At 74.3% G+C, this 22,422-nt stretch carries 19 protein-coding genes; 5 read left to right on the plus strand and 14 right to left on the minus strand.

Annotated features, from left to right (window positions below; genetic code table 11):
* Window positions 1-368 precede the first annotated feature (368 nt).
* Window positions 369-1,139 carry an SLATT domain-containing protein gene (locus tag ABZ497_RS27225; RefSeq protein WP_329492170.1) on the plus strand — a complete coding sequence of 257 codons (771 nt, stop codon included), beginning with the start codon at window positions 369-371 and terminating at the stop codon, window positions 1,137-1,139.
* A gap of 128 nt (window positions 1,140-1,267) precedes the next feature.
* On the opposite strand, the gene ABZ497_RS27230 is transcribed toward ABZ497_RS27225, so the two are convergent.
* The 3 genes from ABZ497_RS27230 to ABZ497_RS27240 form a co-directional block, all read right to left on the minus strand.
* Window positions 1,268-1,915 carry a hypothetical protein gene (locus ABZ497_RS27230; RefSeq protein ID WP_329488746.1) on the minus strand — a complete coding sequence of 216 codons (648 nt, stop codon included), beginning with the start codon at window positions 1,913-1,915 and terminating at the stop codon, window positions 1,268-1,270.
* Window positions 1,916-2,029: 114 nt separating this feature from the next.
* Window positions 2,030-3,124: a GntR family transcriptional regulator gene (locus ABZ497_RS27235; RefSeq protein WP_359808959.1), complete on the minus strand. Its 1,095-nt coding sequence runs from the start codon at window positions 3,122-3,124 to the stop codon at window positions 2,030-2,032.
* 158 nt (window positions 3,125-3,282) lie between these two features.
* Window positions 3,283-4,080 carry a carbon-nitrogen family hydrolase gene (locus ABZ497_RS27240; protein WP_329488748.1) on the minus strand — a complete coding sequence of 266 codons (798 nt, stop codon included), beginning with the start codon at window positions 4,078-4,080 and terminating at the stop codon, window positions 3,283-3,285.
* A gap of 172 nt (window positions 4,081-4,252) precedes the next feature.
* Here ABZ497_RS27240 and ABZ497_RS27245 point away from each other — a divergent pair, with 172 nt between their 5' ends.
* Entirely contained in the window at window positions 4,253-5,074 is an 822-nt protein-coding gene (locus ABZ497_RS27245) for a maleylpyruvate isomerase family mycothiol-dependent enzyme (RefSeq protein WP_359808961.1), read from the plus strand.
* A gap of 75 nt (window positions 5,075-5,149) precedes the next feature.
* Here the strand turns inward: ABZ497_RS27245 and ABZ497_RS27250 are convergent, their stop codons facing one another.
* The 3 genes from ABZ497_RS27250 to ABZ497_RS27260 form a co-directional block, all read right to left on the minus strand.
* The gene (locus ABZ497_RS27250; RefSeq protein WP_359808995.1) at window positions 5,150-6,457 is read right to left on the minus strand and encodes an MFS transporter; all 1,308 of its coding nucleotides are present in this window, start codon (window positions 6,455-6,457) and stop codon (window positions 5,150-5,152) included.
* A gap of 202 nt (window positions 6,458-6,659) precedes the next feature.
* Entirely contained in the window at window positions 6,660-7,892 is a 1,233-nt protein-coding gene (locus tag ABZ497_RS27255; protein ID WP_359808963.1) for a M64 family metallopeptidase, read from the minus strand.
* Window positions 7,893-8,181: 289 nt separating this feature from the next.
* Window positions 8,182-9,414 (minus strand): benzoate/H(+) symporter BenE family transporter, encoded by a 1,233-nt coding sequence (locus ABZ497_RS27260; RefSeq protein ID WP_359808965.1) that lies wholly within the window; start codon window positions 9,412-9,414, stop codon window positions 8,182-8,184.
* Window positions 9,415-9,629: 215 nt separating this feature from the next.
* On the opposite strand from ABZ497_RS27260, the gene ABZ497_RS27265 reads away from it, so the two are divergent.
* Window positions 9,630-10,019 carry a hypothetical protein gene (locus ABZ497_RS27265; protein ID WP_359808967.1) on the plus strand — a complete coding sequence of 130 codons (390 nt, stop codon included), beginning with the start codon at window positions 9,630-9,632 and terminating at the stop codon, window positions 10,017-10,019.
* Window positions 10,020-10,108: 89 nt separating this feature from the next.
* Here ABZ497_RS27265 and ABZ497_RS27270 read toward each other — a convergent pair whose 3' ends face one another.
* Genes ABZ497_RS27270 through pdhA form a run of 3 tightly spaced genes read right to left on the minus strand, consistent with a single transcriptional unit; the run spans window position 10,109 to window position 13,658 of the window.
* Complete coding sequence (locus tag ABZ497_RS27270; protein ID WP_359808968.1) at window positions 10,109-11,509, minus strand: dihydrolipoamide acetyltransferase family protein; 1,401 nt, start codon at window positions 11,507-11,509, stop codon at window positions 10,109-10,111.
* Window positions 11,510-11,523: 14 nt separating this feature from the next.
* Complete coding sequence (locus ABZ497_RS27275) at window positions 11,524-12,498, minus strand: alpha-ketoacid dehydrogenase subunit beta (RefSeq protein ID WP_329488754.1); 975 nt, start codon at window positions 12,496-12,498, stop codon at window positions 11,524-11,526.
* Entirely contained in the window at window positions 12,498-13,658 is a 1,161-nt protein-coding gene (pdhA, locus tag ABZ497_RS27280) for a pyruvate dehydrogenase (acetyl-transferring) E1 component subunit alpha (RefSeq protein ID WP_352288502.1), read from the minus strand. The genes ABZ497_RS27275 and pdhA overlap by 1 nt, the downstream gene beginning before the upstream one ends.
* A 373-nt stretch (window positions 13,659-14,031) precedes the next feature.
* Here pdhA and ABZ497_RS27285 point away from each other — a divergent pair, with 373 nt between their 5' ends.
* On the plus strand, window positions 14,032-14,691 hold the full coding sequence (locus tag ABZ497_RS27285) for a response regulator transcription factor (protein ID WP_359808971.1): 660 nt from the start codon (window positions 14,032-14,034) through the stop codon (window positions 14,689-14,691).
* Window positions 14,692-14,758: 67 nt separating this feature from the next.
* Window positions 14,759-15,847, plus strand: coding sequence for a phosphotransferase (locus ABZ497_RS27290; RefSeq protein WP_359808972.1), 1,089 nt, complete (start codon window positions 14,759-14,761; stop codon window positions 15,845-15,847).
* A 23-nt stretch (window positions 15,848-15,870) separates the two neighbouring features.
* Here the strand turns inward: ABZ497_RS27290 and ABZ497_RS27295 are convergent, their stop codons facing one another.
* The 5 genes from ABZ497_RS27295 to ABZ497_RS27315 all read right to left on the minus strand — a co-directional run bounded on the left by ABZ497_RS27295 (window position 15,871) and on the right by ABZ497_RS27315 (window position 22,347).
* Complete coding sequence (locus ABZ497_RS27295; protein ID WP_359808974.1) at window positions 15,871-17,679, minus strand: protein kinase; 1,809 nt, start codon at window positions 17,677-17,679, stop codon at window positions 15,871-15,873.
* Between the two features lie 111 nt (window positions 17,680-17,790).
* Complete coding sequence (locus ABZ497_RS27300; protein ID WP_359808976.1) at window positions 17,791-19,164, minus strand: protein kinase; 1,374 nt, start codon at window positions 19,162-19,164, stop codon at window positions 17,791-17,793.
* Between the two features lie 322 nt (window positions 19,165-19,486).
* A complete protein-coding gene (locus ABZ497_RS27305; protein ID WP_359808997.1) occupies window positions 19,487-20,044 on the minus strand; it encodes a bacterial proteasome activator family protein in 558 nt (185 codons plus the stop codon).
* Between the two features lie 248 nt (window positions 20,045-20,292).
* A complete protein-coding gene (locus ABZ497_RS27310) occupies window positions 20,293-21,207 on the minus strand; it encodes a hypothetical protein (RefSeq protein WP_359808977.1) in 915 nt (304 codons plus the stop codon).
* Between the two features lie 162 nt (window positions 21,208-21,369).
* Window positions 21,370-22,347 carry an NAD(P)H-quinone oxidoreductase gene (locus ABZ497_RS27315; protein WP_329488761.1) on the minus strand — a complete coding sequence of 326 codons (978 nt, stop codon included), beginning with the start codon at window positions 22,345-22,347 and terminating at the stop codon, window positions 21,370-21,372.
* Window positions 22,348-22,422 lie beyond the last annotated feature (75 nt).

Raw genomic sequence — 22,422 nt, forward strand, 5'->3', positions numbered from 1 at the left:
GCACCCGGGGTGCCCGGGTCAGGACAGCGGGTCACCGGGGGCTCGCTCGGACGGGTGAAATCTCGCCGACCGCCGCAACCCCCTCACCTCGGCATCCGGGCCCCGAATCCGGTAACGATCATTGGTGAAGCGCCCCCACGGTCAGCCATTTGGCGGTAAGAAGTGCTGATGGACAACCGCCGGCCACCGGCCGGTACGCCGTCCCGGGGCACCCACACTCGCCCGGGGGCGCCGTGTGTTCCGATCCGTCGTCCGGCGTTTCACGGCCCATCAGGTCGATGGCTCGTCAGGAGGACGCGTTGGAGGACGCGATGTCAGACCCAGCAGTCCGCCCGCCACAGGGAGCCCCACAGGTGAGCCAGCCGGAAATGCAGCCCGAGGAGAGTGCCTGGGGCAAGGAGATCGGCGAGGAGGACCCGCCCCCCGCCGCAGTCGCGCCCCGGGCCGACACGCGTCGCCGGGCCGATCTGAGCGCCCGCCAGTTCCCCCTCGGGGACTGGGGCGAGCCCGCCGAGCGGCTGGAGGAGCTCTACCGCTGGTCCGAGGAGCGGGCGGTCGAGGCGATCGACTGGTACCGCCGGGACCGGGTCTGGAAGCGCCGCTGGGCACGTCTGCTGAGGTTCGGCACGGCCGGCTTCGTGGTGGGCGGCGTCACCGCGCCGCTGGTGGACCTCACCGGCACCGTCGCGAACGCCACCAGCTGGGGCTACGTCGGCCTGGCGCTCGCCGCGGCCTGCTACGGCGCCGACCGGGCGTTCGGGCTGACCTCCGGCTGGATGCGGGACGTCTCCACCGCGCAGGCGCTGCAACGCCGCCTGGAGGCCTTCCAGTTCGACTGGGCGTCGGAGTGCGTGCGGGAGGTGCTCGGCCCCACCGAGGGCACCGCGGGCGAGGCGGCCGAACGCTGCCTCGGGGTGCTGCGGCGGTTCTGCGAGGACGTCTCGGACATGGTCCGCACCGAGACCTCGGAGTGGATGCTGGAGTTCCGCGCGGGCATGACCCAGCTGCCCACCCAGGCCTCCGGCAGCTGGGGCGGCCGCAGCGAGTCGGGGATCGGCGCCCAGGTGCGGATCCTGCCCCCGCCGGGCACCCGGCCCACCATGCCGCGCCAGCGGCCGCCGGAGGGCCCGCTGCGGTAGCGGGGACGGCGCACGGAGGCCTTCGAGCCCGGACGCTCGCGGACTCGGACGTTCTTCGCGGGCCCGGACGTCGGCGGGCCCGCAGACCGACGGGCCCGCGGAGCCGGGTGGCTCGCGGGCCCGTCGGCTCAGGCGAAGACGATCATCGAGCCCTGGGTGAGGCTCCGGGTGGCCGCCGCGTACAGGCCCGCCCAGGCGTGCCGCTCCCGGGCGAAGGGGTGCAGGTCGTCCAGCGGCGGGCCGAACGGCTGCTCCAGGCCGGTCGGGCCGAGCGGCCGGGTCGGGTCCGGCGGGTCGGCCGGGTCGATGTCCAGCGCCGGGGCGATGGCCTGGAGTTCGCGCAGCAGCCCGTGGCTGGAGCCCAGCGGACCGCCGGAGGCGAGCAGCGCGTCGTCCACCAGCGGAGCCGCGAACTCGATCGGCACGTAGGCCCCGGCGTGGTCGAAGTGCCAGACCAGGTGCGAGTGTTCCGCGCTGCTCTCGAACATCTCCAGCAGCTGCTCGTAGTCGCCGCCGAGCGCGTCCACCGGCGTGATGTCCAGGCCGGTCAGGCCCAGCAGGTAGGCGCGGCGCAGGAAGTGCAGCGAGTCGTAGTCGAAGGCGGCTATCGGCTCGACCGCCCCGCTTATCCCCGGGACGAACTGGTAGACCGGCACCTCGGGCAGCCCGTGCGCGGTCAACACGGCGTTGTACAGCGCGAGATCGTCCCGGAAGGGGTTGTCGGGGCTGTGGCTCAGCACGTCCACGAGCGGGACGAGCCAGAGGTCGCAGGCCATGGGCCGGCTCTTCCTCTCCGGGCGGCGGAGTCGCCCGCGCGAGCGGGTGACGGATGGGCGGGTCGGGGTCCGGACGGTCGGTACGGGGACCGCCCGGGGCGACGACCGCCCACCCTACCGGCCCGGCGCGCGGTGCGGGCCGGGCCGCCCCTCGGACAGTTGGCCGGCCGACGGGTCGGCCGGCCGGCGGCCGAAGCGCCCGTACGGCACCGAACGCGGCTGCGGCACCAGACCGAGGCCCAGCCCCAGCTCGCGGCCGAGCTCCCGGCCCAGCTCCCGTTCGCGGCCGCGGCCGCCCTCCGCCGCCCGCTGCGGCTCCGGCCTGCGGCCCGCCTCCGGACCCGCCGACACCGGCGAAGGGACCGAAGGGACGGAAGGAACGGAAGACCTGCCGGCCGGCACCGGTGAGGGAGCCGGTCCGGACGGCCCCGGCCCACCCGACCGGGCGGCCGGCGGCGCGGCCACCGGCGCCGCGTCGAGCCCGGCGGTCAGCAGCGGCAGCACCCCCACCGACTCCTCCGACTCCCCGGTCAAACCGGCCAGCGCCCGCACGGTGAACAGGTTGTACTCGCAGACGATCCGGTGCGCGCCCGCGAGGTCCTCCCGCTCGATCGCCTCGACCAGCTCGACGTGGCGGTCCCAGCAGAACCCGCCCAGCGTCGGCATCGCCCGCAGGTACGGCGCGGCGAACATCCAGGACTGCACCCGGAGCCAGTCCAGGTAGTCCCCGATCCGGCGGTTGCCGAGCAGTCCGGCGACCTCCTGCCAGAACCGGCGGTCGCAGCCCACCATGACGTCCAGGTTGCCCGCCCGGACCGCACCGACCGCCGCGTCCGCCCGGCGGCGCAGCGAGGGCAGCCGGGCGGCGTCCGGCGTCGCCGGGCGGACCGCGAGCTGGCGGAAGCAGCTGTCGGTGAGCAGCACCCGGGACTCGAAGATCTCCAGGAAGTCGGCCCAGCCGAACTCGGGCACCGTGAAGCCGCGGTGGTGCTCGGCCCGGAGCAGCCCCTGCGCACCGAGGTCCACCAGCGCCTCGCGGGCCGGGGTCGCGGAGACGCCGTACAGCTCGGCGATCTCCTTGACGGTGAAGTTGCGGCCGGCCGCCAGCCGGCCGGCCATCATCTCCTCGCGCAGCGCGCCGGCGATCTGCTCGCGCAGGCTGTTGCGCTGGATCACGGTGCTGGTGTCGCCTGCGCCGGTGCCGTACATGCGCGCGACCTCCTCGGGCAGGCTCGACGGTCTGCCTCGGGACAGGCCGGCTGAAGAACGGCGGGTAACACGACGAAGGCTCATCTTCTCAAAAATGCCGCCGCCCCGTACAAGCCTCCCGTATGCCCCGGAAAGCCCCGCTCACCCGGCCGGGGACGTCACCGCTGGACGGGGGCCGGGATGCCCAGCAGCCGGTCCCGGTGGACCGGGAACTCGGCGCGGGCCTTGCCCACCTCCGCGGGGTCGAAGTCCACGGTCAGCACCTCCTCACCGGCGCCCGCCTCGGCCAGCACCCGGCCCCACGGGTCCACCACGATGCTGTGGCCGGCCTGCTCGACCCCGCCGTGCGTCCCGGCGGTGTTGCAGGCCAGGACGTAGGCCTGCTCCTCGACCGCGCGGGCCCGGCTCAGCAGTGTCCAGTGCTCGCGCCGCCGCGCCGGCCAGGCCGCCGGCACCACCATCAGCTGGGCGCCCGCGTCCAGCAGCGCCCGGAACAGCTCGGGGAACCGCAGGTCGTAGCAGGTCGCCAGGCCGAGCGTGGCGAAGTCGGTGGCGGCGGTGACGATCTCCTGCCCGGCGCCCATCACCACCGCCTCGCCGCTGTCGAAGCCGAAGCGGTGGATCTTGCGGTAGGTGTGCACCAGCTCGCCGTCCGGGGCGAACAGCAGCGAGGTGTTGTAGATCGGCCCGTCCGGGTCGCGCTCGACGATCGACCCGGCGTGCAGCCAGACCCCGGCCGCCTTCGCGGCGGCGGCCATCGCGTCCGAGGTGGGCCCGTCCAGCGCCTCGGCGCCGTCCGACCAGAGGTCGTACGCGAAACCGCCCAGCGCCCACAGCTCCGGCAGGACCACCAGGTCGGCCCCCTGCTGGGCACGGACCAGGGCCGCCGCGCGGGCCCGCCGCTCGGCGGGCGGCTCGGCGTCGGAGACCGCGAGTTGGATCAATGAAGCGCGCACAGTACCACCGTCCACGGCAAGAGTCCTACGATCGTCACTCGAAAGCGCTGCCCTGTTCTCACCCGGCAGCGTAACGTGCGGTTAGCGTGTGCGCCCGGAAGCCGGACTTTCCCGTCCGACCCGAAAACAGGGCGCGCGTGGCAAGGCAGCTGACGGAGGGCCGGAGATTCCCGTGACGGACAACCAGACCGTGCAGGCTTACACCGAGGCGTGGACGCAGTCCATCGAATCGATATCGGAGCTGGTGGCCCCTCTCCCGGAGGGCTCCTGGAACCGGGCCACCGAGTGCCCCGGCTGGTCGGTCCGGGACATCGTCTCGCACGTCATCGCCGTCGAGTCCGAGCTGCTCGGCGACCCGCGCCCGATCCACTCGCTCCCCCGCGACCTGCGCCACGTCACCACCGAGTTCGCCCGCTACATCGAGCTGCCGGTCGACAAGCGCCGCTGCCACACCGCGCTGGAGATGACCGGCGAGCTGGAGTACACGATCATCCGCCGCTCCCGGGCGCTGCGCAACGCCCGGCAGACCCCGTCCGAGCCGGTCCGCTTCCCGGGCGGCCCGCTCAGCCGCGACCTGCCGTACCACGAGCTGCTGCGCCACCGGGCCTTCGACGTCTGGGTGCACGAGCAGGACCTCCGCCGGGCCCTCGCGGTGCCGGGCAACCTGGCCTCCCCGGCCGCGCTGCTCGCCCGGGACGTGCTGCTGGAGTCGCTGCCCAAGGCCGTCGCCCACCGGGCCGGCGCCCCGGCCGGGACGGCCCTGGTGCTGGACGTCACCGGCCCGGTCGAGTTCCTGCGCACCGTCCGGGTCGACGCCGCCGGCCGCGGCACGGTCGACGAGTCGATCAGCCTCGCCCCCGACGTGCAGCTCACGATGGACTGGGAGACGTACGCCCGGCTCGCCTGCGGCCGCGGCCGCCCGGGCCCGGTCACCGTCGAGGGCGACCAGGAGCTGGCCTCGCGGGTGCTGGCCAATTTCGCCGTCACGGTCTGACGACCCGGCGCGGCCCGCACGGCTCCGGCCGCGCGGGCCGTGCCGAACGGCCGGCCGGCTGTCGGAGGCGGGCCGTCAGACGCCCGCCGCCGCGCCCCGCTCCCGCTCGGCGACCTTGCGCCGCAGCCGCAGGATCATCAGGGTGCCCGCCGCGAGCGGCACGTAGAGCCAGCAGAAGGCCCAGCGGAAGGCGTCGGCGGAGTAGCCGCCGGTGCCGGTCGGGGTGAGGGCGTCCAGGAGGACGCCGATGCCGAACAGGGTGATCATCGTGCCGATGAAGCCGCCCATGTTGACGATCCCGGAGGCGGTGCCGAGCCGCTCCACGGGGTTGCGCGCACGGGCGTAGTCCAGACCGACCAGCGAGGCCGGGCCGTTGCTGCCCATCACCAGGATGATCCCGACCAGCAGCCAGAGCGGCGGGTGCCCGCCCGGCCAGGCCAGCACCAGCGCCCAGCCGAGCGCGGTGGCGGCGATCACGGTGAGCACGATCGGCATCCGGGCCCGGGCGGTGCGCGAGAGCACCCGGCCGAAGAGGAGGCCGAAGGACATGTTGGCGAGCACCAGCAGGGTCAGCAGCCCGCCCGCCGCGGTGCGCGACATGCCCTGGGCCTCCACCAGGTAGGGCATCCCCCAGAGCAGGCCGAAGGCGTTGCCGGGGAACTGGGTGGTGAAGTGCACCCAGAGGCCGAGCCTGGTGCCGGGCTCCGACCACGCCAGCCGGACCTGCCGGCCCACGCCCGGCCGGAGCGGCGCGCCCCCCGGCCCGACGCCTCCCGGCCCGGCGGCCGCGGCCCGCTGCGGCGCGCCCGCCGGAGCCTCCCGCAGGAAGAGCGCGACCAGCGCGAACACCGCCACTCCGAGCAGCGCGATCGCGGTGAAGGTCGGGGTCCAGCCCTCCCGGTGCAGGGCGTCGGCGAGGACGACGGTGGTGACCAGGTTCCCGCCCATCCCGGCGAGACCGGTCAGCTGGGCGACGAACGGGTTCTTCGCGGCCGGGAACCAGCGCGCGGCGATCCGCAGCACGCTGATGAAGGTCATCGCGTCACCGCAGCCGAGCACCGCCCGGGAGGCCAGCGCCGGCCCGAAGGAGGAGGAGAACGCGAAGGCGAGCTGCCCGGCGCTCAGCAGCAGGACGCCGAGCAGCAGCACCCGGCGCGGGCCGAACCGGTCGACCAGCAGGCCGACCGGTATCTGCATCGCCGCGTAGACCAGCACCTGGAGGATCGAGAAGGTGGAGAGCGCGGAGGCGCCGATCGCGAAGCGGTCGGCGGCGTCCAGCCCGGCCACCCCGAGACTGGTCCGGTGGATCACCGCGAGGACGTACACGCTGACGCCGATGGACCAGGCCAGCCAGGCGGCCCGGCCGCCGGGCGGCGCCGGGATCCCGGTGGCCGGGGGCACGAGGGCCGCCGGGGGCACGGGGGCCGCCGGGGGCACGGGGGCCGCCGAGGGCGTCGGCCCGGCGGCGGCCGGGGGAGCGGGAACGGACAGGGGGCGGGCTGAACTGGCGGGCTCCACGGACATAGTGTCCCCAGATTAGTCATCCCATCATTCGACCCTCGGTCCGGGGCGGGGCGGGCCCGGCTCAGCCGGTGACCGTCCAGGAGACCGTCCTGGTCATGTAGCGGTCGCGGAAGGCCTCGTCCCGGACCCAGTCGGTGGTGTCCCGGACGGTGGCCGTGACGGTGGCGCTCTGCCCCGGGGACAGGTTCAGCGCGGCGGTGTCCAGCCAGCTGCGGTCCGGCGCCTGCGGCTCCACCGCGGCGCCGTCCACCTTCCAGTCCACCTGCAGCGCGCGGGTCCCGACCAGCGGCAGCGGCCGGACCTCCAGCCGGGGGCGGCCGGTCACCTCGCCCGGGGCGGGCACGGGTGTGTCGGTCGGCCGGATCCGGCGGTAGATCTCCTCGATGATCGCCTCCCGCGAGGGCAGGTTGTAGGCCCCGCCGAGGGTGCGCATCACCGAGTCCTGGGTGGGCCGGTAGATCCCGTTGGCGCTGCGGTAGGCGCCGATCGTGCCGCCGCCGTCCGGGGACTCCGCACCCAGCCAGCGCCACCACTTGGTCTGCTTGCGGCGCATGTCGTCGGCGTTCTCGGTGGCGAGGTTGGGGTAGTCGGCGTCGTCCGGCGCGCTGTCGTACTCGTCACCGAGGTCGCCCACGGTGTGCCCTATCTCGTGCTGGATGATCCGCCCCGCGTCCGGGCTGCCGCCGGCCAGGGTGGTCACCCCGGTGCCGCCGGCACCCCCGTACTCGCTGGAGTTGGCCAGCGCGATCAGGTACTGCGGGCCGTCGCCCTCGCCGGCGTAGCGCGCGGTGGCGGCCTCGTCGGCGCAGAGCAGCCGGGCGGTGCCCTCGCACCAGAAGTGCATGCCGAGCGGGGTCCCGGGGTTTCGGCCCCGGCTCTCGGTCTCGGCGATGCCGGAGTCCGCCGAGACGACCTCGACCCGCCTTATGTTGAAGAACCCCTGGTAGCTGCGGAACGGCTCGATCTCCATCAGCGCCCGCCAGGCCCGGTCGGCCTGGGCGCGGAAGAGCTCCTGCTCGTCCGCGCTGTAGCCGTCGCCGAGCAGCACCAGCGTGATCCGGTTCGCCGGGTCCCCGGTCCGCCTTATGTCGACGGTCGGGGCGGCGCCGGCCGCGCGGAGGTCGGCCCGCTGGGCGGTGTGCGGCGGCACCGCCCGGTCGGCGGGGGCACCCGGCCCGATCACCCCGAAGGGCGAGGGACCGGCCAGCTCCAGGGCGGCGGGCAGTACGGCGGTGGACACCAGCACGAGCGCGGCCAGACTCCGGACGAGCCGGCCAGGGTTGCCAGGCGGCATACGGGTGCGTCCTCGGGGATCCGGTCACCCGGCGTCGCCCGGGTGGTGGACGCGAAGACGTACCCGGACCGGCGTGTCACCCTCACCGTCCGGCGAAAATGTCACCGCCCTGGCCGAACGACCCGGATCACCCCGGTCATACCTATGAGTCCGATCAGGTGGATGATCCGGATGGCCCGTGACCCACCAGCGCCGCCTCCGGCGGAGCCGGCCCACCCCGTGGTCCCCGGCCGAGTACACCACCGGCCGAGCACACCACCGGCCTGGGGCGCCCCGGCCGCGCAACGCCTCAGCCGCGCCGCTTCGGCCCCGCCCGGAGCACCAGATGGGTGCCCAGCCCGAGCAGCAGCCCCCAGAACGCCGAGCCGATGCCGAGCAGGCTCATCCCGGAGGCCGAGGCCAGGAAGGTCACCACCGCCGCGTCCCGACCGCCCTCGTCGGCGACGGCCGCGGCCAGGCTCCCCTGGAGCGAGGCCAGCAGGGCGACCCCGGCGATCACCGCGATCAGCTCCTTCGGCAGACCGGTGAACAGGCTCACCAGCAGCCCACCGAAACTGCCCACCAGCACGTAGAGCAGACCCGCCGACATCCCGGCGACGTAGCGGCGCCGCGGATCGGGGTGGCTCTCCGGCCCGGCGCAGATCGCCGCGGTGATCGCGGCCAGGTTCACCCCGGGCGAGCCGAACGGCGCCAGCAGGACGGAGACCCCGCCGGTGGCCCCGATCAGCAGCCGGTCGTCCGGCTGGTAGCCGAAGGCCCGCATCACGCCCAGCCCGGGGGCGTTCTGCGAGGCCAGCGCCACGATGGTGAGCGGCAGCGCCAGCCCCACCATGGCCGGCCCGGAGAAGGCCGGCACGGTGAACACCGGCACGGTCGGCCCGCCGGACCCGAGGTGCACCGGCAGCCCGACGGTGACCGCCGCCAGCACCCCGCCGGCCAGCAGCGCGACCGGTACGGCGTACCGCGGCGCCAGCCGCTTCGCCAGCAGGAAGGCCACGAAGCTGCCGAGCACCAGGGCGGGCGCGCCGTGGACGGCGCCGAAGATGCCGGCGCCGAAGGAGAACAGGATGCCCGCCAGCATCGCGTTGACGATCCCGGCCGGGATCGCGGCGATCAGTCGGCCGAACAGCCCGGTGACACCGAACAGGGTCACCAGCACCCCGCTCACCAGGAAGGCGCCGACCGCCTCCCGGTAGGGGTACGCGCCGAGGCTGGTGACCAGCAGCGCGGCGCCCGGCGTGGACCAGGCGGTGATCACCGGCGTCCTGGTCCACCAGCTGAGCAGCAGACCGGGCAGTCCGCTGCCGATGGCCACCGCCCAGATCCAGGAGGCCGTGTGCGCCTCGTCCAGCCGCCCGGCCGACGCCGCCGCGAGCACCACCACCAGCGGGCCGGAGAACGACACCGCGATGCACACCAGCCCGGCCAGGAGGGCGGGGAGGGAGACGTCCCGCCGCAGCGAGCGGCGCTCCTCGGACTCGGTCCGACTGTCCGCCGAACGGGTTATCAGCTCCTCTGCCATGGCGGCAGTATCGCGGAGCGGGCACCGGCGGCGGGCCTTTCGAAGAATCCCGGAGGACTTCCGGATCCACCCGCAACCTCCGGCGGGGCCGCGCGTCCTTGGAAGTGGAGGGCTGGAGAGCGAGCCGGGAAGCGCCGGGGGGCGCTACCGGCCGACGGGGGCAGGACCGGCCACCTTTACCCACCATCGGCTTCATGACTGCGGGGAGTCACGTCGTGCGCATGCCTGTTTTCTCCACTTCTGCGAAGAACGCCCGCCCGCGCTCCACCCGCCGCCGGCTCGCGACCGTCGCCGTCGCCGTCGTCCTGGCCGGCTCCGTGCACCTGGTCGCCCCCGACACCGCCTCGGCCCACGGGCCCGGCCCCGGCACGTCGGCCGTCCGGCAGGTGTCCGGACCGCCCGCCCCGACGGCGACCCTCGGCGCTCCGGGGGCCGCCGTCGGCGCGCCCGCCTTCGGCCCCACCGCCGGCGGGCCGACCGGCATGCCGGAGCAGGCCCCGACCGGCACCGCCGTCGGGATCCTGACGGCCGTTCTCGGCGCCGTGCTGCTCGTGCTCGGCCTGGGCGTCCGGTACGCCGGGCGGCGGCTGCGCGCCACGCGCTAAGGGCTCGTCCGGAGTCCGGAGTCCGGAAAGGCCGAAGGACCCTGCTCCGCACTGTCGTGCGGAGCAGGGTCCTTCCTCGGTCCGGCCGATCAGCCCCAGGTGATCAGGCGCTTGGGGTACTCCAGCAGCGCGGCGACGTCGGCCAGCACCCTGGAGCCCAGCTCGCCGTCCACCAGGCGGTGGTCGAAGGAGAGGGCCAGCGTGGTGACCTGGCGCGGCACCACCTTGCCCTTGTGCACCCACGGCAGCTCCCGGACCGCGCCGAAGGCGAGGATCGCGGCCTCGCCCGGGTTGAGGATCGGGGTGCCGGTGTCGACGCCGAAGACGCCGACGTTGGTGATGGTGACGGTGCCGCCCTGCATGTCGTTCGGCGAGGTCTTGCCCAGCCGGGCGGTGTCGATCAGCTCGCCGAGCGCGGCCGCCAGACCGGACAGCGTGCGGCCGCCCGCGTCCTTGATGTTGGGGACGATCAGGCCGCGCGGGGTGGCCGCGGCGATGCCGAGGTTCACCTGGCCCCTGATGACGATCTCCTGGGCCGCCTCGTCCCACTGGGCGTTGATCTCGGGGTGCCGCTTGATCGCGGTCAGCAGCGCCTTGGCGACCAGCAGCAGCGGGCTGACCCGGATGTCCCGGCCCAGCTCGCCGCTCTCCTTGAGCCGGCGGACGAACTTCATCGTGCGGGTGACGTCGACCTGGACGAACTCGGTGACGTGCGGGGCGGTGAAGGCCGAGGCCACCATCGCCTGCGCGGTCGCCTTGCGGACGCCCTTGATCGGCACCCGGACGTCCCCGGTGCCGGCGGTCGCCACGACCACCGGCTCCACCGGTGCCACCGCGGCCGGCTCGGCCGGGGGCGCCGCGACGGCGGCCGCCGCGGCGGCGTGCGCGTGCACGTCCTCGCGGGTGACCACGCCGTCCGGGCCGGTCGGTGTGACGGCCCGCAGGTCGACGCCGAGGTCCTTGGCGAGCTTGCGCACCGGCGGCTTGGCCAACGGCCGGTCACCGGTGGGCTGGGCCGGTACCACCGGCGCGGCGGCCACCGGGGCCGGCGCGGGAGCAGCCGGAGCCGGGGCGACCACGGTGGTCGTGGTGGTCCGGCGGGCCCGGCGCTGGGTACCGCCGGTCCGCGGACCGTAGCCGACCAGCACCTCGCGCCGGGCCGGCTCGGCCTCGGCGGGAGCGGCCACCGGGGCGACCGGGGCGGCCGCGGCCGGAGCGGCGGCGCCCGCCTCCCCCGCCACCGCGACCGAGATGATCACGGTGCCGACGTCGACCGTCGCGCCCTCGGGGAAGAACAGCCGCTCCACCACCCCGTTGAACGGGATCGGCAGCTCCACGGCGGCCTTGGCGGTCTCCACCTCGCAGACGACCTGGCCGTCCGTCACGGTGTCACCGGGCTTCACGGACCAGCTGAGGATCTCGGCCTCGGTGAGGCCCTCGCCCACGTCGGGCATCTTGAACTCGCGGAGCGAGCGAACTTCGGTGGTCATCTTCGCTCCCCGGTTCAGTACGCGAGCGCGCGGTCGACGGCGTCGAGCACGCGGTCCAGGTCCGGCAGGAAGGCTTCCTCGACCCGGGACGGCGGGTACGGCGCGTGGTAGCCGCCGACCCGCAGGATCGGCGCCTCCAGGTGGTAGAAGCACCGCTCCGTCAGCCGGGCGGCCAGCTCGGCGCCCATGCCCAGGAAGACCGGCGCCTCGTGCACCACGATGCCGCGGCCGGTCCGCTTGACCGACTCCTCCAGAGCGGCGAAGTCCACCGGGGAGAGCGAGCGCAGGTCGACGACCTCCAGCCGGCGGCCGTCCTCCTCGGCGGCCGCGGCGGCCTCCAGGCAGACCTTGACCATCGGGCCGTAGGCGATCAGCGTCGCGTCCGTGCCGGGGCGCACGATCCGGGCGTCGTACAGGCCCAGGTCGGCGGCGTCGCCGACCTCCCCCTTGTCCCAGTAGCGGCGCTTGGGCTCCAGGAAGATCACCGGGTCGTCCGACTCGATGGCCTGGCGCAGCATCCAGTGCGCGTCGTGCGCGCTGGACGGCGAGACCACCCGCAGACCGGCGGTGTGCGCGAAGTACGCCTCGTGCGACTCGCTGTGGTGCTCGACCGCGCCGATGCCGCCCGCGTACGGGATGCGGATGGTGACCGGCATCTTGACGTGCCCGAGCGCGCGGGCGTGCATCTTGGCCAGCTGGGAGACGATCTGGTCGAAGGCCGGGTAGACGAACCCGTCGAACTGGATCTCCACCACCGGGCGGTAGCCGCGCAGCGCGAGGCCGATCGCGGTGCCGACGATGCCGGACTCGGCGAGCGGGGAGTCGATCACCCGGCTGTCGCCGAAGTCCTTCTGCAGGCCGTCGGTGATCCGGAAGACGCCACCGAGCTTGCCGATGTCCTCGCCCATCAGGAGCGTCTTCGGGTCGTTCTCCAGCGACTTGCGCAGCGCCTCGTTGAGCGCCTTCGCGATGCTGAGCTGAGCGGCCATCAGAGGTTCTCCCCCGCCTCGAAGGAGGCCGCGTACTCGACGTACTCGGCCCGTTCCTCATCGACCAGTGTGTGCGGCTCGGCGTAGACGTGGTCGAAGATCAGGGTCGGGTCCGGGTCCGGCATGGTGCGCACGCCCTCGCGCACCCGCAGCCCCAGCTGCTCGCTCTCGGCCTCGATCGAGGCGAAGAACTCCTCCTCGGCCAGGCCCTCCTTCTCCAGGAGCGCCCGGAGCCGGGTGATCGGGTCCTTGGCCTTCCAGGCCTCGGTCTCCTCGGAGGGGCGGTAGCGGGTGGGGTCGTCGGAGGTGGTGTGCGCGCCCATCCGGTAGGTGAACGCCTCGATCAGCACCGGACCGTTGCCGCTGCGGGCGTGGTCGAGCGCCCAGCGGGTGACCGCCAGGCAGGCCAGCACGTCGTTGCCGTCGACCCGGACGCCGGGGAAGCCGAAGCCGGAGGCGCGGCGGTACAGCGGGATCTTGGTCTGGGTGGTGGTGGGCTCGGAGATCGCCCACTGGTTGTTCTGGCAGAAGAAGACCACCGGGGCGTTGTAGACCGAGGCGAAGGTGAAGGCCTCGTTGACGTCGCCCTGGCTGGAGGCGCCGTCGCCGAAGTAGGCGATCACCGCGTCGTCCGCGCCGTCCTTGGTGATGCCCATCGCGTAGCCGGTGGCGTGCAGGGTCTGCGCGCCGATCACGATGGTGTACAGGTGGAAGTTCTTCTCGTTCGGGTCCCAGCCGCCGTGGTTCACGCCGCGGAACATGCCGAGCAGGTTCAGCGGGTCCACGTCGCGGCACCAGGCCACGCCGTGCTCGCGGTAGGTGGGGAAGGCGTAGTCACCGGTGCGCATGGCCCGCCCGGAGCCGACCTGGGCGGCCTCCTGGCCGAGCAGCGAGGCCCACAGGCCCAGCTCGCCCTGGCGCTGCAGCGCGGTGGCCTCGGCGTCGAACCGGCGCACCAGCACCAGGTCGCGGTAGAGGGCGCGCAGCTCGTCCGGGGTGGTGGTGAGCGGGTAGTCCGGGTGCTCGATCCGCTCGCCTTCCGGGGTGAGCAGCTGTACGAGCTCCGGCTGGGCGTCCGTACCCGTGGCGCGGAGGGTGTCAGGGACGCCGGGGGCCGCCTTCTTGCGGGCCCTCGCCGTGCTTTTGACGGTCACGTTCACTCCTCGGTCTGTCCGGCCGCCCGGGGTCGCCGGTGACCGGTCCGGTCACCGCCTCGCGGGGCGCGCGTGGGTGTGCGCACCGGCTGCAAGGCAGGTGGTGATCCTGTTCCGACGGCGTCCCTCACGAGAACGTTACCCAGCGGCAGCCCTTGGCGCGCTTGCGCTAGGACGTCCTACTTGTTCAGGGCCTACAACTGCGGGTGTGGCGCAGCTCTCAATTCGGTCGCCTTCAGGACACCTGCGCACGTTATCCGGGCGGAGCCCCGTTCGTAAGGGGGTTACCGGCATCGCTTTCGACTGATCTGGCCGGATAGCGTTCCGGGGGCGGTGCGGGCAATAGGTCGCTCCTGCGGCGATATGGGAGGCTTTACACGTGGCTGATAACGGACAGATCAGGGTATTTCTGCTCGACGATCACGAGGTGGTCCGGCGGGGCGTCCACGATCTCCTCTCGGTCGAGGACGACATCGAGGTGGTCGGCGAGGCCGGAACGGCCGCCGAGGCGATCACCCGGATCACCGCCGTGCACCCCGACGTCGCGGTCCTCGATGTCCGGCTGCCGGACGGGAACGGCGTCGAGGTCTGCCGGGAGGTCCGCTCCCGGCTGCCGGAGATCAAGTGCCTGATGCTGACCTCGTTCTCGGACGACGAGGCGCTGTTCGACTCGATCATGGCGGGCGCCTCCGGCTACGTCCTGAAGGCGATCCGCGGCACCGACCTGATCACCGCCGTCCGGGACGTCGCGGCCGGCAAGTCGCTGCTCGACCCGGTGGCCACCAGCCGGGTGCTGGCCCGGCTGCGCGACGGCGGCGAGAAGGAGGACGAGCGACTGTCCCAGCTCACCAAGCAGGAGCGGCGGATCCTCGATCTGATCGGCGAGGGGATGACCAACCGTCAGATCGGCAACGAGCTGCACCTGGCCGAGAAAACGGTCAAGAACTACGTCTCCAGTCTGCTCGCCAAGATGGGCATGGAGCGGCGCACCCAGGCAGCCGCCTTCGTGGCACGGCACCAGGCCGACCAGCAGCACTGAGAGCGCCGGGAATCACAGTTCTGACGGTTTGTCAAGGACCCCCGCCAGGGGGCCCTAACCTCAGCCTGTGACTTTCAGCCAGACCCTCGCCTGTGCCCCGGCCCGCCCCGATCTCACCGCACCCCCGATAGGGACCCTCAGCCCGCCCGTTCCCCACCTCGTCCTGGCCGAGGTCCTGCGCCGCTACCGGGTGGGGCGGCTGCTCACCGCCGAGCCGGTCGCCGAGGGCCTGTTGAACCGGGGCTACCGGGTCGCCACCGAGGCCGGGACGTACTTCCTGAAGTGCTACGTCGACGCCGCCACCGCGCACCGCGAATCGATCGCCGGGCACCACCGCGCGATGGCCGCGCTGGAGACCCTCGGACTGCCCGTCGCTCCCCCGCTGGCGTGTGCCGAACGCTCCGGCACGGTGGCGTCCTTCGGCAGCCGGCTGTTCGCGCTCTTCCCCTGGGTCGATGGCCGGCACCGGCACGGCAGCGATCTCTCCCTGACGCAGTGCGGCGCGCTCGGAGCGCTGCTCGGCCGGCTGCACGGCGCGCTCGACGACGTCTGCGCCCCCCTCGCACAACCCGCCGGCTACCACAGTGCCGACCCGCTGGACAGCGCCCGGCTGGCCCGCGAACTCCGGCTCAGCGCCCGCGAGCAGCGCCCGTACGGCGCGCTGGACGCGCTGGTCGAGCGGCGCCTCACCGAACGGCTCGACCTGCTCGCCGAGTACGCCCACCGCCGGCCCGTCCCGCAGGCCGCCCCGCCCACCGGCTGGACGCACGGCGACTTCCACGGGCTCAACCTGCTGCACGCGGGCGACCGGATCGCGGCCGTCCTGGACTGGGACAAGCTCGGCCCGCAGCCGCGCGCCGAGGAGGCCGTCCGGTCGGCCACCCTGGTCTTCAACGACCGGACGTCGGGCGCGCTCGACCTCGTCCGGGTCCGGACCTACTCGCAGGCGTACCGGGCCACCGGGGCGGCCACCGCGGAACACCTGGCGGCGGCCGTCCACCGGGTCTGGTGGGAGCGGCTCAACGACTTCTGGATGCTCCAGTGGCGCTACCAGCGGGCCGACCACCGGGCCGACCCGCTCTACCCCGCCTCGGCCGGCCAGCTGGCGTGGTGGTGCCAGGAGTACGAGCAGGTCCTGGACGCCTTCGCCAACTGACCGTCACCGGTCGGCGCCGCCGGTCAGCCGCCGGCCCCGGGCGCGGTGGTCGGGGGCTGGGTGGCCGGCTTGGTCGGCGGCGGCTGGGTGCCCGTCGGGGCGTTGGTCGGCGTCCCGCTCGCGCCGCCGGTCGGCGTCCCGGTGCCCCCGCCGGTCGGCGTGCCGGTGGACGACGGGGTCGTCGTCGACGACGGCTTGGTACCGGTGGGCGTCGGGGTCATGCTCGGCGAGTGCTTGGGCACGGTGGCCGGCGGGCTCTGGTTGTTGTTGTTGTTGTTCGTGTCGGTCGGCTGGTTCGGCTTCCGGCTGGTCTGGCTGGGCGCCACCGTGGTCGGGGAGATCCCCCCACCGGTGGGCGTACCGGCGTCGGAGGAGGAGACCACCGAGACGGACGGGGCGGGCGTCTGGCCGGGGTCCTTCGTCCCGCCGCCACCGCCACCGCTGAGCGCGAGCGCGATCCCGACACCGGACGCGACGAACACCGCCGCGGCGCCGGCCACCCAGGCCCAGGGCCCGCGCCGCCGGCGGCGGTCGTCGTCCCCGTCGCCGCCGTCGCCGCCCGGGCCGCCGTGACCGCCGTCGTACGAGCCACCGTCGTACGAGCCGCCGCCGTACGGGCCGCCGGCCCCGGGGTAGGGCGAGGACGGCGTGTGCGGGCCGCCGGGCACCTGGTACGGCAGCACCGTCGTCGAATCGCTCGGACCGCCCAGGCCGAACGGCGCGGTGACGGCCGTCTCGCCGTCCGCCCCGGGCATCGGGGTGGCACCGCTGTGCCCCTGGCCGGCCGCCGCCAGCCCGGCCGCCGCGGCACCCGTCGCCCAGGCCCCGCCGTGCATCTCGCGCAGGGCGTGCTGGAGGTGGGCGCGGAACTCGTCGGCGTCCTGGAAGCGGTCGTCCGGGTTCTTGGCGAGCGAGCGCAGCACCAGCGGGTCGAGCGCCGCCGGGACCCTCGCGTTGACCTGCGCCGGCGGCACCGGCGGGTCCTGCACGTGCTGGTAGACCACCGAGAGCGGGGTGTCGCCGGTGAACGGCGGGCGCAGCGTGAGCAGCTCGTAGAGCATGCAGCCGGCCGCGTACAGGTCGGAGCGGTGGTCGACCGGCTTGCCGAGGGCCTGCTCGGGCGAGAGGTACTGCGGGGTGCCCATGACCATGCCGGTCTGGGTCATGGTGCTGGCGGTGCCGGTCAGCGCGCGGGCGATGCCGAAGTCCATCACCTTGACCGCGCCGGTGGTGGTGATGATGACGTTGGCGGGCTTGATGTCCCGGTGCACGATGCCGTGCCGGTGGCTGTAGGCGAGCGCCTCCAGCACCCCGGCGATGATGATGAGCGCCTGGTCGACCGGCGGCTCCTCCTCGTCCACCAGCAGCTCGCGGACGGTCCGGCCCTCGACCAGCTCCATCACGATGTAGGGCGTCGACTCGTCGCCGACGTACTCCTCGCCGGTGTCGTAGACCGCGACGATCGAGTGGTGGTTGAGCGCCGCGACGGCGTGTGCCTCGCGGGTGAAGCGCAGCCGGGCGATGTCGTCCTGGGCGAGTTCGGGGCGCAGCAGCTTGACGGCGACGGTCCGGCCGAGCCGGACGTCCTGGGCGGCGAACACCTCGGCCATGCCGCCGCGGCCGAGCCGGTGGGTCAGCCGGTAGCGGCCGTCACCCACCGTGCCGAGCGGGGCCGCGGTGCCGCGGCCGGGGGTCTGCGGGCCGCCGCCGTACGGCGGGAGTGCGGAGGTGGCGGCGCTGTCGCTGCCGGGCTCGGGCATCCTCCGGGCCCCGCCGGTCGAACCGGCCGCCCGGGCACCCTCGTCGTCGTCCGGCCGCTGCGTCTGTGCCATCGCTCCTCGCCCCGGGCCTTCGCTCGGATCGCGGTGCCCTGTCGCTTCGTGTCCCCGAACGCTACCGCCTCCGGACTTCCCCCGTAGCACGCCCGATCCGGGCGCACCGCGTCAGAGCAGGCCATTCCGGTCGGGCAGGTCGTCCAGGTGCAGGACGGTCGCGGGCCGCTCGACGGACCGGGAGGTGCTGGTCTTCTCCGCCTTGGTCACCACGATGGCGATGATGATGATCGCGAGGACGATCACGCCGATGATGATGCCGACGATCACGAGCGCGGTGGAGCAGCCGCCGCTGTTCGACGCGGGGGCCGGCTGGAACTGCGTCGGCATCGGCATCGGCTGGGGCGGCGGGGTGTGCGCCTGCGGCGGGAAGTGCTGCGGGGCCTGGAAGGCCGGCGGCGGGGTCTGGTACTGCTGCGGGAAGGGCTGCGGCGTCTGCGGGTGCTGCGGCGGCGGGGTCTGGAAGGCCGGCGGCGGCGTCCGGTACTGCTGCTGGAACGGCGGCGGGGTCTGCGGGGCCTGCGGCCCGGCGTGCACCGAGCGCGGACCGTCGGTGATCACCAGCGGCGAGCTCGCGGCCAGCTGGTTGCCGTTGCCGCCGCCCTTCTCCGCCGCGATCAACCGCTCCGCCTCGTCGCGCATCGCCGCCGCGCTCGGGAAGCGGTGCGCCGGGTCCTTGCGCAGCGCCTGGGCGACGAAGGCGTCCACCGCCGGGCTGACCGCCCGGTTGACGGTGGACGGCGCCGAGGGCTCCTCCTGGACGTGCTTGTAGGCGATCGAGAACGCCGAGTCGCCGTCGAAGACCAGCTGCCCGGTGAGCATCTCGAAGAGCATCACGCCGACCGAGTAGAGGTCGGAGCGGGCGTCCACCGGCTTGCCGAGCGCCTGCTCGGGCGAGAGGTACTGCGGGGTGCCGACCACCATGCCGGTCTGGGTCATCGAGGTGACCCCGGACTCCAGCGCGCGGGCGATGCCGAAGTCCATGACCTTGATGTTGCCCTTGCGGTCGAACATCACGTTGCCGGGCTTGATGTCGCGGTGGACCAGCCCCTGGTCGTGCGAGGCCTCCAGCGCGTTCAGCACGCCGACGGTGACCCGCAGCGCCTCCTCGGTGGGCATCGCGCCGTACTGCGCGACCGCGTCGTTGATCGCCTCGCGCAGGCCCTTGCCGTCGACCAGCTGCATCACGATGTACGGGGTGGTGGAGCCGTCGGCGGCGACGTCCTCGCCGCTGTCGTAGACGGTGACGATGTTGGCGTGTTCCAGCCGGGCCACGGCCTGCGCCTCGCGCCGGAACCGCTCCTTGAAGGACTCGTCCCGGCCGAGCTCGGCGTGCATGCTCTTCAGCGCGACCGAGCGGCCGAGCACGTTGTCGTAGGCGAGGTGCACGGAGGCCATGCCGCCCTCGCCCAGCACCCGCTGCAGCACGTACCTGCCGTTGCCCAGGGAGTGGCCCTCGACCGCCGCGTTGCCGTGCTCGCTCATGGTCCTCTGCTCCCCCTCGGCGCGGTCGTGCCGCCGCAACCGTGACGTTCGGTCTCGTCCGTGCGTGGTCGGGCCCGGTTTGGTGGCCCACCCGACCCCTGTCGCGGCGCTCGCCCGGCCTGCGACAGGGGCTCAGGGTATCGGCTCACGGCGACAGTGATCGGCGCAGGGCCGACACTGTGTCCGAGCCGCGACCCACTACCGGACGGTAGTGGGTCGGTCGTGCGTTCGGCACCGGATCGTGGCGGTACGTCCGATACCGGGCGGTCGCCACGGGGTCCGCGGCGCCGACCGGGGCGGCTGCGCCGGGCCGGTGGGGGGCCTACAGGTACGGGCCGGAGCGGATGCCGCGGCCCTCGCCGGGCTCGTCGTCCTCCTGCTCGCCGCCGTGCAGACCCGGCGGCAGCGCCCGCCGCATCTGCTCCAACTGCGCCCGGGCGGCCATCTGCTGGGCGAAGAGCGCGGTCTGGATGCCGTGGAACAGCCCCTCCAGCCAGCCCACCAGCTGCGCCTGCGCGATCCGCAGTTCGGCCTCGGTCGGGATGGTGTCGTCGGTGAACGGCAGCGAGAGCCGCTCCAGCTCCGCGACCAGCTCGGGCGCCAGGCCGAGCTCCAGCTCCTTGATGGAGCTGGCGTGGATGTCCTTCAGCCGGACCCGGCTGGCCTCGTCGAGAGGAGCCGCCCGGACCTCCTCCAGCAGCTGCTTGATCATGCTGCCGATCCGCATGACCTTGGCCGGCTGCTCCACCATCTCGGTCACCGGGAGCTCGCGCGGCCCTTCACCGTCGTCGTGCGCCGAGCCGGCGAACCCCTGGCCCACGGGCAGCCCGTCCGGTCCGACGATCAGCACCTTCTGGCCGTCCTGCGACTGCCCGCCCATGGCCTGGTACAGGTCCTGCGGCGAGCGCTCGTTCATCGGATTCGTCATGAACAACATTCTTCCTCACTGGGGTTGGCCGGGTGGAACCCCCGACCGCACCGCCGCCCCGCACCACGGTCACCGGTCAGCGGCACCCCGGTCACCGCACCCGCTTCCGCTGACGACGCTACGCCCCCGCACGGCGGCCCGGCATCCGTACGGATACTCAGGTCGCGCGGGGGCGCGGCGCCGGCGCCGCCGGCGGCGGCTCAGCCCTTGCGCAGGCGCAGTCCGATCAGCCCGAGGCCGCAGCCGATCAGGCCGAGGCCGGCGCCCAGCGGCAGCTGGAGCGTGGAGGCGTCGCGCCAGCGGGCGGGCAGCACGGCCGGGACGGCCCCGGCGGCCTGCTGGGTCGCTCCGGCCGCCACCGTGGCGCCGTCCGGCACGGCGTCCTCGGCCGGTGCGGCGCCGTCCGGCGTGCCGGGGTCCGCGTCCGGGACGGCCTGCGTGGCCTCGACGGACTGCTCCGGCCCCCGCTCCGACCGGTCGGGCACCCGCTCGGCACGCTCGGGGGCCGAGGCCGGGCGGTGCCGGTGACCGGCTCGGGGGCCGACGGGCGCCGGGCCGGGCCGCGGGTGCCCGCCCTGGTGCGACGGCGGCGCGGCGGCCGCCGAGAGGGCGGCCGGGGGCGGCGGGGTGGCGGCCGGGGCCGGCGGCGTGCTCGGGGGCGCGGCCGCCGACGGCTGGGCCGAGGGTGCGGCGGAGGGCGGGGGCGAGGCCTCGGGGGACGCCGGACCGGCGTCGGCGGAGGGCGAACCGGGCCACCCGGGGCCACCGGGCTGCGGTCCGTCCGCCGCCGGAGCGCCGGGCTCGGAGGCGGTGGACGGCTCTGACGGCTCGGACGGCTCGGCGGGCACGGTGGGCGGGTCCGACGCCGCGGGCCCGGCGACCGCCTCCCACGGGCCGGACGGCCGCTGCGGACCGGCGGCCGCCGCCGGGGGCACGACGGTCAACGGCAGGGCGAGGCCGAGCACCGCCATCGTCAGCAGCCGCCGCACCCGGTGGTCGCCCCGATCACGGGGGGTGCCGGTACCGGCCCGGCCCCGGGTGCGGGTACGGCCGTGGGGCGGCGCGGCGGGCAGCGGCCCGAGGAGCGCGTTCGAGGGGGTCGAAGGTGCGGCCACGGTCGAGGTCCTTCCGACGGCCGACCGCGCACGGGCGGGGTCGGCGGCGGGACAGCTCCGGACCAGCGTCACACAATCCGACATTCCGGGCATTTCGAACGGCCGTGCACCAACCGCCCCGCCCGGCCACCGACTCCCCGGGCCCGTCGGCCCCGCCCCGCCTCAGGCCCGCAGCACCACCTTGCCCACCTGATCGCCGGCCTCCAGCGCCCGGTGCCCGTCGGCCGCCGCGGTCAGCGGCAGCACCCGGTCGATCACCGGCCGCACCAGGCCCTGCTCGACCAGCGGCCAGACGTGCTCGCGCACCGCCGCCACGATCGCGGCCTTCTCCGCCAGCGGCCGCCCGCGCAGATTGGTCGCGATCACCGCGCCGCGCTTGCGCAGCAGCGTGTTCAGGTTGATCTCGCCCTGCACGCCGCCCTGCAGCCCGATGATCACCAGTCGGCCGTTGACCGCCAGCGCGTCGACGTTGCGCTGCAGGTACGCGGCGCCCATCAGGTCCAGGATCACGTCCGCCCCGGCGCCGCCGGTGGCCTCCCTGAGCACCTCGACGAAGTCCTGCTCGCGGTAGTTGATCGTGATGTCGGCGCCGAGCTCGGCGCACCGGGCCAGCTTCTCCGCGCTGCCCGCCGTCACCGCCACCCGGGCGCCGACCGCCTTGGCCAGCTGGATCGCCATCGTGCCGATGCCGCTCGCCCCGCCGTGCAGCAGCACCGTCTCCCCCGGGCGCAGGTGCGCGACCAGGAAGACGTTGGACCACACCGTCGAGGCGACCTCCGGCAGCGCGGCGGCCTGCTCCAGGTCGAGCCCCTTGGGCACCGGCAGCAGCTGCCCCGCCGGCACCGCGACCCGCTGCGCGTAGCCGCCGCCCGCCAGCAGCGCGCAGACCTCGTCGCCGACCGCCCAGCCGGCCACGCCGGCCCCCAGGGCGACGATCCGGCCCGAGCACTCCAGGCCGGGGTAGGGCGGGCTGCCGGGCGGCGGGTTGTAGAAGCCCTGGCGCTGGAGCAGGTCGGCCCGGTTCACGGCGGTCGCCGCCACCTCGACCAGGACCTCGCCGTCACCGGGCACCGGGTCCGGCACCTCGGCCCAGACCAGCGCGTCGGGACCGCCGGGTTCGGGAATCGTCATCGCATGCATGACCCGAAGCTACTGCGTCCTGACGGGGCGGCGGGGGCGCCCCGCGCAGTCTGCGGGAGCGCCGACCGAACCCGG

This window comes from Kitasatospora sp. NPDC005751 (genome assembly GCF_040630835.1).
Taxonomy (GTDB): domain Bacteria; phylum Actinomycetota; class Actinomycetes; order Streptomycetales; family Streptomycetaceae; genus Kitasatospora.

Excerpts from the sequence above, each read along its gene's own strand:
- ABZ497_RS27260 (WP_359808965.1), bottom strand. The coding sequence starts at position 9,414 with ATGGCAGAGGAGCTGATAACCCGTTCGGCGGACAGTCGGACCGAGTCC.
- ABZ497_RS27275 (WP_329488754.1), bottom strand. The coding sequence starts at position 12,498 with ATGGCCGCTCAGCTCAGCATCGCGAAGGCGCTCAACGAGGCGCTGCGC.
- ABZ497_RS27295 (WP_359808974.1), bottom strand. The coding sequence starts at position 17,679 with ATGGCACAGACGCAGCGGCCGGACGACGACGAGGGTGCCCGGGCGGCC.
- ABZ497_RS27315 (WP_329488761.1), bottom strand. The coding sequence starts at position 22,347 with ATGCATGCGATGACGATTCCCGAACCCGGCGGTCCCGACGCGCTGGTC.
- ABZ497_RS27300 (WP_359808976.1), bottom strand. The coding sequence starts at position 19,164 with ATGAGCGAGCACGGCAACGCGGCGGTCGAGGGCCACTCCCTGGGCAAC.
- ABZ497_RS27255 (WP_359808963.1), bottom strand. The coding sequence starts at position 7,892 with ATGCCGCCTGGCAACCCTGGCCGGCTCGTCCGGAGTCTGGCCGCGCTC.
- ABZ497_RS27270 (WP_359808968.1), bottom strand. The coding sequence starts at position 11,509 with ATGACCACCGAAGTTCGCTCGCTCCGCGAGTTCAAGATGCCCGACGTG.
- ABZ497_RS27305 (WP_359808997.1), bottom strand. The coding sequence starts at position 20,044 with ATGGGCGGGCAGTCGCAGGACGGCCAGAAGGTGCTGATCGTCGGACCG.
- ABZ497_RS27225 (WP_329492170.1), top strand. The coding sequence starts at position 369 with ATGCAGCCCGAGGAGAGTGCCTGGGGCAAGGAGATCGGCGAGGAGGAC.
- ABZ497_RS27235 (WP_359808959.1), bottom strand. The coding sequence starts at position 3,124 with ATGTACGGCACCGGCGCAGGCGACACCAGCACCGTGATCCAGCGCAAC.
- ABZ497_RS27230 (WP_329488746.1), bottom strand. The coding sequence starts at position 1,915 with ATGGCCTGCGACCTCTGGCTCGTCCCGCTCGTGGACGTGCTGAGCCAC.